Here is a 17,550-nt window from a genome sequence, read left to right as displayed (position 1 = left end):
CGCCCTTGATTTCAAAAATCTTCCCAACTCCATCTATCTGTTTGATAAATAAAGGAAAATCATCGCTGGAAAACACCTTGCTTCGTTGGAGAAAGCTGGCGGGTTCCTATATAAAGAGCGGGTGATTCTTAAACATGTGTGACGCAATTTGACCGACGTGAAGACACCGGCACCGCCCGGAAACCCCTCGGAAATCGAACCGATTTCGATCATCGAGGAGATGCAGCGCTCATATCTCGATTATGCGATGAGCGTTATCGTGAGCCGTGCATTGCCGGACGTCCGCGATGGCCTGAAGCCCGTTCACCGGCGCATTCTCTATGCAGCGCATGAAAGCGGTTATCACTGGAACCGCAAATATGTGAAATCGGCGCGTCCCGTAGCCGACGTGATGGGTAAATACCATCCGCATGGCGACGCTTCGATCTATGACGCCTTGGTCCGCATGGCTCAGAATTGGTCGTTGCGCGTGCCGCTTATCGACGGGCAGGGCAATTTCGGCTCGATCGACGGCGATCCGCCGGCGGCAATGCGTTACACCGAGGCGCGTCTTACCAAGGTCGCGCATGAACTTCTCGAGGATATCGACAAGGATACGGTCGACTTCCAGGACACCTACGATTCGTCAGGCAGCGAACCGCGTGTCCTGCCAGCCCGTTTCCCGAACCTTCTGGTGAACGGTTCCGGCGGCATTGCCGTCGGTATGGCGACGAATATTCCGCCGCACAATCTGATGGAAGTCTGTAACGGCGCGATTGCCATTATCGACAATCCGGCCATCGACCTGGCGGCGTTGATGGAAATCATACCCGGTCCCGACTTTCCGACCGGCGGCATCGTTCTTGGACGCACCGGCATCTACAATGCCTATTCGACCGGCCGCGGCTCGATCATGATGCGCGGCAAGGTTGCCATCGAAGAAATCCGCAACGACCGCGAAGCCATCATCATCACCGAAGTTCCTTTTCAGGTGAACAAGTCGTCGATGATCGAAAAGATGGCGGAACTCGTGCGCGACAAGCGCATCGAGGGCATTTCCGATATCCGTGACGAATCCGACCGCCAGGGTTATCGCGTCGTCGTTGAGTTGAAGCGCGATGCGGTGGCCGAGGTTATCCTCAACCAGCTTTACCGTTTCACGCCGCTGCAGACCTCCTTCGGCGCCAACGTGGTTGCGCTGAATGGCGGCAAGCCGGAAGTGCTGACGCTGATCGACATGCTGAAGGCGTTCACGGCCTTCCGCGAAGACGTCATCAGCCGACGCACGAAGTTCCTGCTGCGCAAGGCGCGCGATCGCGCGCATGTGTTGGTTGGTCTGGCGATTGCGGTTGCCAATATCGATGAAGTGATCCGCGTCATCCGTCAGGCACCGGACCCGCAGACTGCCCGCGAGCAGTTGATGGAACGGCGCTGGCCATCCGGCGATGTCGAATCGCTCATTCTGCTGATCGACGATCCGCGTCACAAGATCAATGAGGACGGCACCTACAATCTGTCCGAGGAACAGGCCCGCGCCATCCTCGAATTGCGTCTTCAGAGGCTGACCGCGCTTGGCCGCGACGAGATCGCCGACGAGTTGAACACGATCGGCGACGAGATCAAGGATTACCTCGAAATCCTGTCGTCTCGCGCCCGCATCCAGCAGATCGTCAAGGACGAACTGATTGCCGTGCGCGATGAGTTCGGCACGCCGCGCCGCACCGTGCTGAGCGAAGGCGGCTCGGACATGGATGACGAAGACCTTATTCAGCGTGAGGATATGGTCGTTACCGTCAGCCATTCGGGCTACATCAAGCGCGTCCCGCTCTCGCTCTATCGTGCGCAGCGCCGCGGCGGCAAAGGCCGGTCCGGCATGTCGACGAAGGACGAGGATTTCGTCACGCGTCTGTTCGTGGCGAATACACATACGCCGGTGCTGTTCTTCTCATCGCGCGGCATCGTCTACAAGGAAAAGGTCTGGCGCTTGCCGATCGGAAATCCGCAGTCGCGTGGCAAGGCGCTCATCAACCTTCTGCAATTGCAGCAGGGCGAGCGCATCACCACCATCATGCCGCTGCCGGAGGACGAAACGAGCTGGGGCGAGCTCGACGTCATGTTCGCGACGACTCGCGGCACCGTGCGCAGGAACAAGTTGTCAGACTTCGTTCAGGTGAACCGCAACGGCAAGATTGCGATGAAGCTGGAGGAGGAAGGCGACGAAATCCTCGGCGTCGAAACCTGTACGGATATGGATGACGTACTTCTGACCGCAAGTTCAGGCCAGTGCATTCGCTTCTCCGTCAGCGATGTTCGCGTATTCCAGAGCCGCAACTCCGTCGGTGTTCGCGGAATCAACATGGCCGCAACCGACCGCGCAATCTCACTGACCATTCTTGGCGGCGTCGATGCGTCGCCGGCTGAGCGTTCGGCTTACCTGAAGCAGTCTGCAGTCGAGCGCAGACTTGCTACTGGCGAAGACGAAGAAATAGCGCTGACCAATGAGGAAGTCGTCGAAGACGCAAGCCTTTCGCAGGAGCGTTATGACGAGCTGAAGGCGCGCGAACAGTTCGTCTTGACCGTTACCGAATATGGCTATGGCAAACGCTCATCGTCCTACGATTTCCGGCTTACCGGACGTGGCGGCAAGGGTATCCGTGCCACGGACGTTTCCAAGGTTGCTGAAATCGGCAGCCTCGTTGCCGCATTCCCGGTCGAACCTGCCGACCAGATCATGATGGTGTCGGATGGCGGACAGGTTATTCGTGTGCCTGTCAGCGGAATCCGTACGGCCAGCCGCGCCACCAAAGGCGTCACGATCTTCAATACGGCTGATGATGAGAAGGTTGTCTCTGTCGAGCGCATCTCCGATCCGCAGGCGGAAGACGAGATTCTCGAAGAAGGCGCTTTGGTTGAGCCTGAAGAGAGCGCTTCAGTAGAAGCAACGGATGAGCAGGCACCTGAGGCTTGAAGTCACAAGTTTAAAGCGTCGCGCTTGATAAAAGTGCGACGCGGCTTGCTTGGAAATTATCGAATACCGAAATTCGAATAGGTTCTATTCTTTTCCGTGTGACGTACTTTCTCCGCCTCCTGATGAAGGCCGAAAGCAGTTGCGATGAGCATGGCGACAGTCATTGACATTGCAAGCATGATTATCATCATTGGTCTATTCTCCTTGTCTTCATAACGGACAGATGGCGATTTGGTTTCATCGCAGTTTCTAAAGAACGGGAGCTGACTCTATTGTGAGGACGCTGTTCATTGCGTGTTCACCAACCAAAACGGGTTATGACCGGCAGATTGCCATCCTTGATCGAGACAGTTAGAAGCAGCCAATGATCGAACGTATCGCGATATATGCCGGGTCTTTCGACCCGCTGACCAACGGACATCTGGACGTTTTGAAAGCGTCTCTGGCCGTTGCGGATACAGTTTATGCGGCAATCGGCATTCATCCGGGAAAGAAGCCGCTCTTTACCTTTGAAGAGCGCGTGGAACTCATAAAACAGTCCATGCAGGACGAATTCGGGAACGACGCCGAACGCATCAAGGTGGTGTCGTTCGATGGATTGGTGATAGACGCGGCACGCGAAAATGGCGCTTCGATCATGATACGCGGCCTGCGCGACGGCACAGACCTGGACTATGAAATGCAGATGGCCGGTATGAATGAGACGATGGCACCCGATCTACAGACCATCTTTTTGCCCGCGAGCCCCTCGGTTCGCACGATTACCGCCACACTTGTTCGCCAGATAGCATCGATGGGCGGCAATATTCGTCCATTCGTACCAAAAGCTGTTGCCGGCATTCTTGAACAGAAATTCGCCAAATAGAATCAGGAGGAGCTTCCATGCGGCTCAGAAGACTTGCGACGTCTTTCATCGTTTCCATCGGCCTTTTGGCTGGCGCTGCGTCCGCATTTGCGGCCGAGCCTGAAAACACGATGATCATCACGCTCAAGGATGGCGACGTGACGATCGCCCTGCGTCCCGACGTTGCACCCAAGCATGTCGAGCAGATCAAGGCGCTGGTTCGCGAAGGCGCTTACGACAATGTCGCTTTCCATCGCGTCATCGACGGTTTCATGGCGCAGACCGGCGATGTCGAGTTTGGCGACATGAATGATAGCTACAATGCGCAACGCGCCGGAACGGGTGGTTCGCAGCGGCCTAATCTTCCAGCCGAATTCTCGCAGGAACGCTTCGTTCGCGGAACGGTCGGCATGGCTCGCGCTCAGAGCCCGGATTCGGCCAACTCGCAGTTCTTCATCATGTTCGCACCGGCACCTCAGCTTGATGGCCAGTATACCGTCGTCGGCAATGTCGAGAGCGGCATCGAACTGGTGGACAATATCAAGAAAGGCGACTCGTCCATGAACGGCGTCGTCAACGACCCCGACCGCATGGTCAAGGTCCGCATCGCTGCGGACGGCAACTAACTATCGCTAAAGCACAAAAGGATTGAATCTTATGGCCGAAATCAAGGATCGCGAAAACGCGCTCATCATGGAAACGACCAAGGGCAATGTAGTCATCGAGCTTTTCCCTGATCTGGCACCGGGCCACGTTGCCCGCATCAAGGAACTCGCACGCGAAGGCGCTTATGATGGCGTCGTTTTCCACCGCGTGATCGAAGGTTTCATGGCGCAGACCGGCGACGTGAAGTTCGGAAAATCGACGGGCAAGGATTTCAATCCGGCCCGTGCTGGCATGGGCGGTTCGGATCGTCCCGATCTCAAGGCTGAGTTTTCCAATGCCAATCACGGCCGCGGCACCTGCTCGATGGCCCGTTCGCAGAACCCGAACTCGGCCAACTCGCAGTTCTTCATCTGCTTTGACGATGCAGGCTTCCTGAACCGCCAGTACACGGTCTGGGGCCAGGTCATCGAAGGCATGGAAAATGTCGACAAGATCAAGCGCGGCGAGCCTGTGCAGGATCCGGACAAGATCGTGTCGATCAAGGTTGCGGCCGACGTCACAAACTAAAACTGAACGAGGTCTGCCGTGGCAGGTTTTTTCTGGTCTCTGCTCGGCGTCCTCGCCGGTGCCTGCATCGCTTTGCAGGCACCCGTAAACTCTGAACTGGCGCGCGGCCTGGGTCTTCCCGTGGCCGCTGCCGCTATTTCGTTCTTCGCCGGCGCTGTCGTGCTTGCCATCGTGACCTTCGTGTTCACGCGCATGCAGGGTATCTCGCTCGATTGGCGTGCACCGGCTCCATGGCTTTTCATCGCCGGTGGCTGTCTCGGCGGCCTGTATGTTACGAGTGCGACGATCCTCACGCCAAAGCTTGGAGCGGCGGCATTGATGGCGTTTCTCGTGACCGGGCAATTGATCGCCGGAATGCTCATCGATCGCGTCGGCTATCTTGGCGTTGCCGTGCGCGAGATTTCAGTTGGCCGGATTGCCGGGGCCATGATGCTTCTTGCTGGCGCATTGATGATTCGACTTTACTGATGCGTGTCGACCTTTTTGATTTCGATCTTCCTGAAGAAAACATAGCGCTGCGCCCCGCCAGTCCGCGGGATTCGGCGCGGCTTTTGCTCGTCCAACACGGCAAACGCGAGGATTTGCGTGTTTTCGACCTGCCGGATTTGCTGGAACCCGGCGATGTCATGGTGTTCAACGACACCAAGGTCATACCCGCGCAATTGAACGGTGTTCGCAGGCGCGGCGATGCGACAGCAAATGTCGATGCAACGCTGCATATGCGCGTCGCGCCCGACCAATGGCTGGCATTCATGCGCCCAGCAAAACGTTTGGCAGAAGGCGACCGCATCAGCTTCGGCCATGACCAGAATATGTGTTTTGCGGGAAGTCTCGATGCCACCGTGCTTGAAAAGCGCGAGGCTGGCGAAGTTCTGCTCGGTTTCGACATGTCGGGCGTCGTGCTGGATGAAGCCTTGCACGCTGTCGGCCACATACCGCTGCCGCCTTACATCGCCTCGAAGCGCGAGGAGGACGATCGCGACCGTGCCGATTACCAGACGGTCTATGCACGCGAAGAGGGCGCTGTAGCTGCTCCCACTGCAGGACTTCATTTCACACCGGAACTTTTCGAAAAGCTCGACGCACGCGGCATCGAACGGCATTTCGTGACCCTGCATGTCGGGGCCGGAACGTTTCTGCCGGTCAAGGCTGACGACACGACTGATCATAAGATGCATGGCGAGACCGGCCAAGTTTCAGCGCAAACGGCAGATGCGATAAATGCCGCCCGTGTGCGCGGCAACAAGGTGATCGCGGTCGGAACGACCTCGCTGCGCCTGCTTGAAAGTGCTGCGACCGAACCCGGTCAAATTGGCGAATGGTCCGGCGAAACCAGGATTTTCATCACGCCGGGCTACAAATTCAAAATCGTCGATGCGCTGATGACGAATTTTCATCTGCCGCGTTCGACTTTGTTCATGCTCGTTTCGGCGTTTTCCGGGCTTGAGACGATGCGTGACGCCTATGCCCATGCGATCAAAAACGGCTATCGCTTTTACTCCTATGGCGACAGCAGCCTGCTTTTCCCTTCCGAGGTACGATGACCGAAAATTTTGAATTCAACGTCGTCGCTTCTGACGGTGCCGCGCGTCGTGGCAATATCACGATGCCGCGCGGAACGGTCCGCACGCCTGCCTTCATGCCGGTCGGTACGGGCGGTACGGTCAAGGCTCTGTATATGGATCAGGTGCGGGGCACCGGCGCCGACATCATCCTTGGCAACACGTACCATCTGATGCTGCGTCCGGGCGCGGAACGTGTTGCACGGCTCGGCGGATTGCACGATTTCGCGCGCTGGCCGCATCCGATTCTCACCGATTCCGGCGGCTTTCAGGTCATGTCGCTGTCGAAACTGCGAAAACTCGACGAGCAGGGCGTGACTTTTCGTTCCCATATCGACGGTGCGCCCTATAAAATGTCGCCGGAACGATCGATCGAGATTCAGGGATTGCTCGATTCCGATATCCAGATGCAGCTCGACGAATGCGTTGCCTTGCCAGCCAAGGAAAACGAGATCGAACGCGCCATGGAGCTTTCGCTTCGTTGGGCGGATCGCTGCAAGGTGGCGTTCGGCGAACAGGCCGGGAAAGCGATGTTCGGCATCGTGCAGGGCGGAGACATTTCTTCACTTCGGGTTCGCTCCGCGCAGGCTCTTTCGTCAATGGACCTCAAAGGATATGCGGTCGGCGGTCTTGCGGTAGGTGAGCCGCAGGACGTCATGCTCGCCATGCTCGACGTAACATGCTCCGAATTGCCAGCGGAAAAGCCGCGCTATCTCATGGGGGTGGGAACGCCGGATGACATATTGAAATCCGTAGCGCGGGGTATCGATATGTTCGATTGCGTGATGCCGACGCGGGCAGGGCGTCACGGTCTTGCCTATACGAGGCGCGGCAAGGTCAATCTGCGCAATGCCCGCCATGCGGACGACCCCAGACCGCTCGATGAGGAAAGCGATTGCCCGGCAGCGCGGGACTATTCGCGCGCCTATCTGCATCATCTGATCAAGTCACAGGAAGCGCTTGGCGCGATGCTGCTTAGCTGGAACAATATCTCGTATTATCAGCATCTTATGCAGGACATCAGATCTTCCATAGAAGCCGGGAATTTCACCAACCGTGCCGGTGAGATCACAGAAGGCTGGGCGCGGGGCGATTTGGCTCCGCTTTAAATGCTAAGCGCGTTGGATGCCCTCAGGCTGACACCGGTGATGAGCCAGGAACCGTCGGGCTGCTGCTCCAGCGTGTAGAGCGCCTCGTAATCCTTGCTGTCGGGGCCGACGATATAGACCTGCTGTACGATCTTGCCGCCGTTTTCTTCCGACTTTCCGAACGCGAACGATTTCGGCTGACGAACCGGCTTGTAGGCATTCGTCACCATCGACATGAAGCTGTCGACCGTCGGGAAGATGCGTTTGACGTTGGGGGCTGCGTAATTATAGGCGGCGGATTCGTTGTTGGACTGAAACGCTTCCAGTTGCGAGCCGATCACCGACTGTGCGCCTTTCACCTCCGCTTCGCCTGTAAACGCATTCGTGCTCAAGGCCGCCAAAACGAATCCTGAAACAATAAGGCTGCGAAGCATCGGTATTACCCTCCGTTCGGTTTCACATTTATACGTGCGAAGCAGAAGTTCGGTTTCATCGCTCTGCGCGATTTGAGAAATTCCTGTCTCATTTACTGAATTACGCTCATTTTTTGCTCAAAAGCCTGGGCAATTCGCCTTCGAAATGGGCAGCGCGCGAAGATTGCGCAAGCATTTTTTGCAACCTTCTCGATTGCGCTTGCATTTCCCGAAGTACCCATTTGAAATGGGACTACATGGGAGTAAGCGCTTGCCTGCGTTTGATGAAATGCTTCCAGATGGAAGCGAACTGAGAAAGCCCTATTCGGGTTACGACGACTGGCTGAAGAAACAGGACCCGACGCGTCTTACGGAAAAGATGCAGGATGCGGAACGCGTGTTTCGCAAAACGGGGATCACTTTTGCTGTTTACGGAGAGCAGGAAGCGGCCGAGCGTCTCATTCCGTTCGACATCGTTCCCCGCATAATTTCCGGTGCCGAATGGCGTCGTCTGACGCAAGGGATCGAGCAGCGCGTTCAGGCGCTGAATGCCTTTCTGGACGACATCTATCATCGTCAGGAAATCATCCGGGCAGGCCGCATTCCCAAAGAGCTGATTGCCAACAACGCTGCATTCCTGCCGGAAATGATCGGCGTTCGCCCGCCTGCAGGCGTTTACACGCATATTATCGGCGTCGATATCGTGCGGATCAGCGAAAACGAATTCTATGTTCTGGAGGACAATGCGCGAACGCCTTCGGGCGTGTCCTACATGCTCGAAAACCGCGAAACCATGATGCAGCTTTTCCCGGAGCTGTTTCAGCGCATCAAGGTGCGTTCAGTCGAGAACTATCCGCAATTGCTGCGGCAGTCTCTCGCTGCGGTAAAACCGGATGGAGTTTCGGGAAGCCCGACAATTGCGGTTCTGACCCCCGGCAGTTTCAATTCGGCCTATTTCGAACATGCGTTTCTTGCGGACCAGATGGGCGTCGAGCTGGTCGAAGGCCCTGATCTCAGGGTCGTTGACGGTCATGTCGCGATGCGCACGACCCAGGGATACAAGCGCATCGACGTGCTTTATCGCCGTGTGGATGACGATTATCTCGACCCGCTGACCTTCCGCCCGGATTCAGCCCTTGGCGTTCCGGGCATTATGGATGTGTATCGCGCGGGCAAGATCACGATTGCGAATGCGCCGGGCACTGGTATCGCCGATGACAAGGCGATTTATTCCTACATGCCGGAAATCATCGAGTTCTATACGGGCCGAAAGGCGATACTCGGCAACATTCCGACATATCGCTGCTCGGAAGCGGACAGCCTCAAATATGTACAGGAAAACCTTTCCGAGCTGGTCGTCAAAGAGGTTCACGGCTCCGGCGGCTATGGAATGCTGGTCGGGCCTGCGGCGAGCAAAACTGAGCGTGAAAATTTTTCCAAGAAACTTGCCGCGCGGCCTTCGAACTATATCGCGCAGCCGACGCTGTCGCTCTCGACATGCCCGATCCTGACTGAAGCCGGGTTGGCGCCGCGCCACGTGGATCTGCGGCCCTTCGTTCTTGTTTCCGACCGGATCCAGATCGTGCCGGGCGGACTGACACGTGTCGCGCTGAAGGAAGGTTCGCTGGTGGTGAACTCCTCGCAGGGCGGAGGAACGAAAGATACGTGGGTGCTTGATGACTGATCGCAAAGCGGTGGTGCGCTCATGCTTCTAGGGCGTACCGCAAACGGCCTCTACTGGATGAATCGTTATATCGAGCGTGCCGAAAACATGGCGCGCCTCGTGGATGCCGGGCTTCGCATGGCGCTTACCCGCACTTACAGCGTGGTGGAGGAATGGAATTCCGTTCTTCTCAGCGCCGGGGCGGAGACGGCGTTTCGTAGCAAATACAGTGAGGTTACGGCCGAAAATGCCGCGGATTTTCTGCTGCGGGACGTTTCGAACCCGTCGAGTGTGATGTCGTCAATCGAAACCGCACGCAACAATGGCCGCATGGTGCGTACAGCGCTTACCCGCGAAACATGGGAAAGCATCAACGAAGCGTGGATGTCTCTGAAACGGATTTTGGCCGATCCTATCGACGAGCGCGAACTGCCCAAGGTTCTCGATGCCATCAAACGCGAAACCGCGCTTATCCGTGGTTCATTCCACGGCACGATGTTGCGCAACGAAATCTTTGATTTTTGCCAGATCGGGACATTTGTGGAGCGTGCCGACAACACCGCGCGCATTCTCGACGTAAAATATTACGTGCTTTTGCCGTCCGTCTCATGGGTCGGATCGTCTCTCGACAATTACCAGTGGGAATCGATCCTGCGCTCGGTCGCCGCGCATCGTTCCTATCGCTGGGTCTATGATGCGGATTACCGGCCGACCAACATTGCGGACTATCTGATCCTGAATGAACGGATGCCGCGCTCTCTGGCTTTTTGCTACAAGAACATTTTCACCGTCTTGCAGGCGCTCGGCAATGATTATGGATGCTGGCATCCCTGCCATGAAACCGTGAAGCGCACGCTCGCCAAGCTCCAGGTCAGCTCGATCAAGGATGTATTCGATATGGGCCTGCATGAGTTTCTGACCGATTTTGTCAATCAGAACAACGCGCTCGGCAATGAAGTCGCCGCCGATTACCGGTTTTACTGATCATGTATCTCAAGATCAGCCACCGCACGGAATACAGCTACGACGTGACGCTCAGCTATGCGCTGCAGCGTTTGCGGCTGATACCGCGCAGCGGGCCAACACAGGCTGTGCTTTCATGGTCGCTGAAACTCGAGGGCGCTAAGGAAGAAGTCGGATTTACCGATCATTTCGGCAATGAGAATCGTCTGGTCAGCATAGACGGCAACACGCAATTGGTTGTCGTGGAGGCCTCCGGCAGCGTGCAGACGTCCAACAAGGCCGGCGTTACCGGCGCACATTACGGTTTTGCGCCGCTTTGGCTATTCGAGCGCGAGACACCGTTGACCGAAGGCGGCGAACTTGTTGCCAGCCTTGCTGCCAGCGTATCGGACGGCAGCGACATCGCCCGTCTGCACACGCTTATGGGCACGATTGCGGAAAAAGTCGCTTACAAGACCGGCTCGACCGATGCGACGACGACGGCAGAACAAGCGCTGGGGCGCGGCGAGGGCGTTTGCCAGGATCACGCGCATATCTTCATTTCGGCAGCGCGCCTTATGAAGTTTCCGGCGCGTTATGTCAGCGGCTATCTCCTGATGGACGGCACGACGGAGCAGGCGGCAAGCCATGCCTGGGCGGAAGCCTATGTCGATTCGCTCGGATGGGTGGCATTTGACGCGGCAAACGGCATATCGCCAGACGAGCGATATGTGCGGATTGCAACCGGCCGCGACTACCGGGAGGCAGCGCCGGTTTCGGGAATTCGCTTGGGACAGGCGGCGGAAGAGCTTGCGGTGTGGATAACCGTGGAGCAGTAATTCCGGCATCGCCGATACGCCGGATGATTCCATGACCTATTGTGTAGGCCTGAAAATAGACCGCGGGCTCGTATTCATGTCGGATACGCGCACCAATGCCGGTATCGATTCGATCTCCACATTCCGCAAAATGCGGGTATGGGAGACGCCGGGCGAACGCGTGGTCGTGCTTATGTCGGCGGGAAATCTCGCAACGACTCAGGCTGTGGTCAGCCTTCTCGACGAGCGCTCCAAGGCGGCGGCGGACCGAAGCTCGACCTTGCTGAAGACGCCGTCCATGTATCAGACGGCACGTCTTGTGGGCGACACGGTGAAAGAAGTGATCGCCAATTCGTCACCGGTCGGGCAACGCGCAGATTCCTATTTCAACGCGTCGTTCATTCTCGGCGGTCAGATCAAAGGCTCCGAGCCACGTCTCTTCATGATTTACCCGGAAGGGAATTTCATCGAATCGACCGACGACACACCGTTTTTCCAGATCGGCGAGACGAAGTATGGCAAGCCGATCATAGTGCGCGCCTACGACAAGGAAATGAGCTTCGCGGAAACGGTGAAGCTTTTGCTGGTGTCCTTTGATTCTACATTGAAATCCAACCTTTCTGTTGGGCTTCCACTGGACATGCTTTTTTATGAAGCAGATGCGCTGAAAGTCGGCATGAAGAAGCGAATCGGAGCTGATGACCCTTATTACCGGGCTATCTCCGAAGGTTGGTCGGATGCGCTGAAAGCCGCATTCCAGAGCCTTCCGGATTTCAAGGCATAAAAAAAACCCGCGCTGCGAAGCGCGGGTTTTTCTGTTTGCCGGGGGCCTATCAGTAAGGCGAACGGCATAGCTGACGCGGGCCATTATATGGCTGGAACGTATTGTCCGACGCGCGATACGAACGATAGCGATTGTGGCACCACTGAACGTGAGCATTGCCGCCACGGTACACAGGACGCGGCGCCGGCTGATTGATCGCGCCGCCGATTATCGCACCTGCGATGAAGGCCGCTGCCGGATACCACATGCCATCGTTATGGCGGCGATATCCGCGGCGATAATTGCTGTAGCCTCGGTGACCACGGTAATAGCCGCGGCGATCGTTTCGATAGTCACGACGCACCTGACGACGGTCCCAGCGACGATCTATACGCCTCTCAATCCGGCGATCACGGCGGTTGTACTGAACGTTTTGTACGTCAATTGCAGCACCTGATACGCCACTGGCAACTTTAGGAACATAAACAGGCGCGGCGTTGGCAGGCATGAAAGATGTTGCTGCTAACGTCATAGAGAGCGCCGCAGCGCACATTGTCGACAAAAACCGTTTCATTTGTTGCTCCTGATCTTGTACGAACCATCCCTTGATCGATGAAACGTACGATCATTACAAAAAGTTCCCTATACAACTGCAACGTGTCAGAAATCGCGCGCCGTTTCCAATGGAAATATCGGCTCTCGTCACGTCAATTGTGAGTTCGTGCATGATGTTGATTTTTCAGGTTGACCGCATACCGCACTCTCCCTATGTTCCGCCGAAATTTCCAGGGCGTTTCCGCCTCGGGAGCGCGTGGCTCAGCCGGTAGAGCAACTGACTTTTAATCACTGGACTTCACGATGGTTCATGATAAGTCACGCAACCTTGAGATAAGTTGCTGCGCTGCAACAGTATTAGGGCGGGTAGCTCAGTGGTAGAGCATTCGACTTTTAATCGAATGGTCGTGGGTTCGATACCCACCCCGCCCACCAATAAACCACTGATTTAACTAGACGCGCGCTCACCATCCAAAATCCAATCATTCCTGTATGGTTTTGCGCTGCTCTCATAGCGGGCACGGAATGGTGATTGGAGCAGCCAATTTCGAGGCGTTATAGGGCTTCGAAATCGTTGCGGGGTTAGAATGGCGTTAGACGTAGGATATGTAAGTGCAATCGGAGCCGGGGCGCTCTCGTTTCTTTCGCCTTGCGTGTTGCCGCTTGTGCCTCCCTATCTTTGCTACATGGCCGGTGTTTCCGTCGAAGATTTTCGCGAGCAACCGGAGAAGACCAAAGAGTCTTCCACACGCCGAATCCTTTTGATTACATCGTTTGCCTTCGTGTTGGGTTTCAGCACCGTATTCATCGCGCTCGGGGCGGGTGCCTCAACGATCGGGCGCTTCCTGAGAGTCTACCAGGAAACCCTGGCGATGGTCGCGGGTGTGCTCATCATCATCATGGGCCTCAATTTCCTGGGCGTTCTGCGCATTCCGTTTCTGTCGCGCGAAGCGCGCTTTCAATCTCAGGGCAAACCGGCGAGCGTTGCTGCTGCCTATGTGATGGGTCTGGCCTTCGCCTTTGGCTGGACGCCTTGCATCGGGCCGGTGCTTGGGCCGATTCTCACACTTGCAGGCGGTCGCGAGACGGTCGGCGAGGGTGCATTGCTGCTTGCGGCCTATTCGCTGGGGCTTGGCATTCCGTTCATGCTGGCTGCCTTGTTCTCGGCAGCCTTCATGCGTTTCGTAGGAAGTTTTCGCGTTCATCTGGGGCGCATCGAAAAACTCATCGGGGCGCTTCTGGTTCTGGCGGGCGTATTCTTCCTGACGGGCGGTGTTCAGACGGCGTCCTACTGGCTGCTCGAAACATTCCCCACCTTGGGAACACTCGGTTAGGGCTCAAAATAAAGCCGCATTGGACGGCGAGATCGTCGGTGTTACACATGCATCGAATCCCGCCTGACCAAAAACCGGAAGTTTCATGTCAAAAAGAAGCTGTCTTTCCATCATTCTCGCTGCCGGCGAGGGTACCCGCATGAAAAGCGCGTTGCCGAAAGTGTTGCACAAGGTCGCCGGGCTGCCGCTCGTTGCCCATGTCGCCAAGGCGGCGCAGGCAGCCGGAGGGGGCGAGGTCGCACTCGTCATCGGTCACGGCGCAGACGCTGTGCGCAAAGCAGCTTCATCTTTTGCGCCGGATGCAGGCATTTTCGTTCAGGAAGAGAGACTGGGCACGGCACACGCGGTCCTGGCAGCGAAAGACGCTCTTTCGCGTGGTTTTGACGATGTGCTCGTGATGTTCGGCGACACGCCGTTGATCGAGGCGGAGATGCTGACCGAGGCGAGGGCAAAGCTTGCCGAGGGCCACGCCGTGGTCGTGATCGGCTTTCGTCCGCCCAACCCTTCGGGCTATGGCCGCTTGATCGAGCAGAATGGCGCTTTGGTGGCGATCCGCGAAGACAAAGATTGTTCGGACGAAGAGCGCAAGATCGGCTTCTGCAATGGCGGCCTGATGGCGATTTCGGGCAAAAACGCCCTCGCATTGCTCGAAAAAGTCGAAAACAACAACGCAAAGGGCGAATTCTACCTGACGGATGTCGTGGAAATCGCGCGTCAGGCTGGCCTTGGCGTCGTTGCTATCGAGACAAGCCCTGAAAGCATCATGGGCATTAACAACCGCGCCGAACTGGCCGACGCGGAGGCGATCTGGCAGCAGCGCAAGCGCCGGGCGGTGATGCTTTCCGGTGCCACCCTGATTGCACCGGAGACAGTGTTTTTCTCGCACGATACCGAAATCGGGCAGGACACGGTTATCGAACCGCATGTCTACTTCTCGACAGGCGTAAAGATTGGTTCAGGCACGCAAATTCACGCCTATTGCCATTTCGAAGGCACGACCATTGCCGATAATTGCGATGTCGGGCCGTTCGCGCGTCTGCGACCGGGTGCTGATTTGCGCGACAAGGCGAAGGTCGGCAATTTCTGCGAAGTGAAAAAATCGACGATAGAGCAAGGCGCCAAGGTCAATCATCTGAGTTATATCGGCGATGCGCGCGTCGGCGCAGGCGCAAATATCGGCGCCGGCACCATCACCTGCAATTACGATGGCTACTCCAAATTTTTCACCGATATTGGCGAAGGCGCGTTTATCGGTTCGAATTCATCGCTGGTTGCGCCGATTTCGATTGGCGACCGCGCCTATGTCGCTTCCGGTAGCGTGGTGACAGAGAATGTGCCTGACGATGCACTGGCATTCGGCCGTGCGCGCCAGAAGATATTGCCCGAACGTGCGAGGCAATTGCGCGAAATTCGTGCTTCGGCAGCAAAAAAGTAAGACGATGTGAGTATGGCGCTACCTGCCGCTTTCAATTGTATGCTTGCGGCAGGTCTTTCCACCTGACATGGAAAGAAACGCAAAGTGACTTTTTATCGATCGGCCCGCTCCATAAATACTTGCCTGGGTTGATTGGGTTTGAATACGGGGCTCCCTGGATGTGCGGAATTGTTGGAATTGTCGGGCGTACGCCCGTTGCGGCGCTCATTGTCGATGCGCTGAAGCGGCTTGAATATCGCGGCTATGATTCAGCCGGCGTCGCCACCATTCAGAATGGCGCGCTTGGGCGACGCCGTGCAGAAGGCAAGCTGGTCAATCTCGAAAAGCGCCTGAATGCCGAGCCGCTCGACGGCACGATCGGCATCGGCCATACGCGCTGGGCAACCCATGGTGTCCCAAATGAGACGAATGCGCATCCGCATTTTTCGAACGGCGTTGCAGTCGTTCACAATGGTATCATCGAGAATTTCGCCGAGTTGCGGAACGAGTTGAAGGCCGACGGCTACGAATTCGTTTCCCAGACGGACACCGAAGTCGTGGCCCATCTCATTGCGCGCGAGTTGAAGCGCGGAGCAGATCCTGTAAAGGCCGCGCATGAGACGCTGAAGCGCCTCGAAGGCGCGTTCGCGCTTGCGATCATGTTCCAGGGCGATGAAAATCTCATCATCGGCGCTCGCAACGGCCCGCCACTTGCTGTCGGGCACGGTGAGGGCGAAATGTATCTCGGCTCCGACGCGATCGCGCTGGCGCCGTTTACCAACACGGTCACTTATCTTGAGGATGGTGACTGGGCAGTCGTGCGACGCGACGAGATTGGCATCTTCGATATGGACGGCAAGCCCGTCGAGCGCAAAAAGCAACAGTCGCTCAGCACCAGCTTCATGGTCGACAAGGGCAATCGCCGCCATTTCATGGAAAAGGAAATCCATGAGCAGCCAGAGGTGATTTCGCACACGCTGGCGCATTATATAGATTTCACGGATGGCGTATCAAAGCCGCTAGACCTGCCATTCGACTTCGCCAAGCTCGACCGTCTGGCGATCTCGGCCTGCGGCACTGCATATCTCAGCGGCCTCATCGGCAAATACTGGTTCGAGCGGCTTGCCCGCCTGCCGGTGGATATCGATGTGGCTTCGGAATTCCGCTACCGCGAAATGCCGATCTCGAAGAATAGCGCCGCATTCTTCATCTCGCAGTCCGGCGAAACGGCCGATACGCTGGCTTCGCTGCGTTATTGCCGCAAGGAAGGCATTCCGATCGGTGCAATCGTCAATGTTCGCGAATCGACCATTGCGCGCGAATCAGACGTGATCCTGCCGACGCTTGCCGGACCGGAAATCGGTGTAGCGTCGACCAAGGCGTTCACCTGTCAATTGTCGGTTCTGGCGTCGCTGGCCGTGCGTGCCGGTGTGGCGCGGGGAACGATCTCGCGTGAACAGGAAAGGACGCTGGTGCGCGAACTTTCCGAAGCGCCGCGTTTCGCCAACCAGGTTTTGAAGCTCGACGAGCAGCTTGAAAAGCTGGCGCGCGAACTCTCGCATTACAAAAACGTGCTCTATCTCGGCCGCGACACCAACTATCCGCTGGCTATGGAAGGCGCGCTGAAACTCAAGGAAATTTCCTACATTCACGCCGAAGGCTATGCCGCTGGCGAGTTGAAGCACGGACCTATCGCGCTGATTGACGAGCAGATGCCGGTGATCGTCATCGCGCCGCATGATCGTATTTTCGAAAAGACGGTTTCGAACATGCAGGAAGTTGCGGCGCGCGGCGGCAAGATCATTCTGATTACCGACCAAAAAGGTGCGGCTCAGTCGACCGTCGAGACGATGGAAACGATCATCCTGCCGGACGTGCCGGAGATCATCACGCCGATCATCTATGCGCTGCCGATCCAGATGCTGGCCTATTTCACGGCTGTCTTCATGGGAACGGACGTCGATCAGCCGCGCAATCTCGCGAAATCGGTCACTGTCGAATAGTCTTTATGCAGATTTTCGCGGATCGGATGTG

At 56.7% G+C, this 17,550-nt stretch carries 16 protein-coding genes and 1 tRNA gene; 15 read left to right on the top strand and 2 right to left on the bottom strand.

Features of this window, described 5'->3' with window-relative positions; all coding sequences use genetic code 11:
• Positions 1-148 precede the first annotated feature (148 nt).
• From gyrA to tgt, 7 genes are all read left to right on the top strand, one after another.
• On the top strand, positions 149-2,947 hold the full coding sequence (gene gyrA, locus ABFT80_RS16130; protein WP_347972947.1) for a DNA gyrase subunit A: 2,799 nt from the start codon (positions 149-151) through the stop codon (positions 2,945-2,947).
• Between the two features lie 364 nt (positions 2,948-3,311).
• Complete coding sequence (gene coaD / locus ABFT80_RS16125; RefSeq protein ID WP_347972946.1) at positions 3,312-3,812, top strand: pantetheine-phosphate adenylyltransferase; 501 nt, start codon at positions 3,312-3,314, stop codon at positions 3,810-3,812.
• A 17-nt stretch (positions 3,813-3,829) separates the two neighbouring features.
• The gene (locus ABFT80_RS16120; protein ID WP_347972945.1) at positions 3,830-4,417 is read left to right on the top strand and encodes a peptidylprolyl isomerase; all 588 of its coding nucleotides are present in this window, start codon (positions 3,830-3,832) and stop codon (positions 4,415-4,417) included.
• Positions 4,418-4,448: 31 nt separating this feature from the next.
• Positions 4,449-4,964 carry a peptidylprolyl isomerase gene (locus ABFT80_RS16115; RefSeq protein WP_347972944.1) on the top strand — a complete coding sequence of 172 codons (516 nt, stop codon included), beginning with the start codon at positions 4,449-4,451 and terminating at the stop codon, positions 4,962-4,964.
• An 18-nt stretch (positions 4,965-4,982) separates the two neighbouring features.
• Positions 4,983-5,432: a DMT family transporter gene (locus ABFT80_RS16110; RefSeq protein ID WP_347972943.1), complete on the top strand. Its 450-nt coding sequence runs from the start codon at positions 4,983-4,985 to the stop codon at positions 5,430-5,432.
• Entirely contained in the window at positions 5,432-6,508 is a 1,077-nt protein-coding gene (gene queA / locus ABFT80_RS16105; RefSeq protein WP_347972942.1) for a tRNA preQ1(34) S-adenosylmethionine ribosyltransferase-isomerase QueA, read from the top strand. Before ABFT80_RS16110 ends, queA begins: the two co-directional genes overlap by 1 nt.
• Entirely contained in the window at positions 6,505-7,635 is a 1,131-nt protein-coding gene (gene tgt / locus ABFT80_RS16100; protein ID WP_347972941.1) for a tRNA guanosine(34) transglycosylase Tgt, read from the top strand. The genes queA and tgt overlap by 4 nt, the downstream gene beginning before the upstream one ends.
• Here the strand turns inward: tgt and ABFT80_RS16095 are convergent.
• Positions 7,632-8,048, bottom strand: a complete 417-nt coding sequence (locus ABFT80_RS16095) for a DUF4864 domain-containing protein (RefSeq protein ID WP_347972940.1) — start codon at positions 8,046-8,048, stop codon at positions 7,632-7,634. The two genes, tgt and ABFT80_RS16095, sit on opposite strands and share 4 nt — an antisense overlap.
• A gap of 250 nt (positions 8,049-8,298) precedes the next feature.
• On the opposite strand from ABFT80_RS16095, the gene ABFT80_RS16090 reads away from it, so the two are divergent.
• From ABFT80_RS16090 to ABFT80_RS16075, 4 genes are read left to right on the top strand one after another with little or no spacing between them, the layout of a single operon-like run.
• Entirely contained in the window at positions 8,299-9,711 is a 1,413-nt protein-coding gene (locus ABFT80_RS16090; RefSeq protein WP_347972939.1) for a circularly permuted type 2 ATP-grasp protein, read from the top strand.
• Between the two features lie 21 nt (positions 9,712-9,732).
• Positions 9,733-10,674, top strand: a complete 942-nt coding sequence (locus ABFT80_RS16085) for an alpha-E domain-containing protein (protein WP_347972938.1) — start codon at positions 9,733-9,735, stop codon at positions 10,672-10,674.
• Between the two features lie 2 nt (positions 10,675-10,676).
• Positions 10,677-11,471 carry a transglutaminase family protein gene (locus ABFT80_RS16080; protein WP_347972937.1) on the top strand — a complete coding sequence of 265 codons (795 nt, stop codon included), beginning with the start codon at positions 10,677-10,679 and terminating at the stop codon, positions 11,469-11,471.
• Positions 11,472-11,502: 31 nt separating this feature from the next.
• The gene (locus tag ABFT80_RS16075; protein ID WP_347972936.1) at positions 11,503-12,234 is read left to right on the top strand and encodes a proteasome-type protease; all 732 of its coding nucleotides are present in this window, start codon (positions 11,503-11,505) and stop codon (positions 12,232-12,234) included.
• A 49-nt stretch (positions 12,235-12,283) separates the two neighbouring features.
• Here ABFT80_RS16075 and ABFT80_RS16070 read toward each other — a convergent pair whose 3' ends face one another.
• Positions 12,284-12,787: a BA14K family protein gene (locus tag ABFT80_RS16070; protein WP_347972935.1), complete on the bottom strand. Its 504-nt coding sequence runs from the start codon at positions 12,785-12,787 to the stop codon at positions 12,284-12,286.
• 341 nt (positions 12,788-13,128) lie between these two features.
• Between ABFT80_RS16070 and ABFT80_RS16065 the strand changes: the two genes are divergently transcribed.
• The 4 genes from ABFT80_RS16065 (at position 13,129) to glmS (ending at position 17,519) form a co-directional block, all read left to right on the top strand.
• Positions 13,129-13,203, top strand: a tRNA-Lys gene (locus ABFT80_RS16065).
• Between the two features lie 152 nt (positions 13,204-13,355).
• Complete coding sequence (locus ABFT80_RS16060; RefSeq protein WP_347972934.1) at positions 13,356-14,102, top strand: cytochrome c biogenesis CcdA family protein; 747 nt, start codon at positions 13,356-13,358, stop codon at positions 14,100-14,102.
• A gap of 85 nt (positions 14,103-14,187) precedes the next feature.
• Complete coding sequence (gene glmU, locus ABFT80_RS16055; protein ID WP_347972933.1) at positions 14,188-15,537, top strand: bifunctional UDP-N-acetylglucosamine diphosphorylase/glucosamine-1-phosphate N-acetyltransferase GlmU; 1,350 nt, start codon at positions 14,188-14,190, stop codon at positions 15,535-15,537.
• A gap of 158 nt (positions 15,538-15,695) precedes the next feature.
• Complete coding sequence (gene glmS / locus ABFT80_RS16050) at positions 15,696-17,519, top strand: glutamine--fructose-6-phosphate transaminase (isomerizing) (RefSeq protein WP_347972932.1); 1,824 nt, start codon at positions 15,696-15,698, stop codon at positions 17,517-17,519.
• Positions 17,520-17,550 lie beyond the last annotated feature (31 nt).

It is taken from the genome of Foliimonas ilicis, from assembly GCF_039939195.1.
GTDB lineage: Bacteria > Pseudomonadota > Alphaproteobacteria > Rhizobiales > Rhizobiaceae > Foliimonas > Foliimonas ilicis.
The sequence above is the reverse complement of the archived record's forward strand: the minus strand, read 5'-3'. Positions and strand labels throughout refer to the sequence as shown.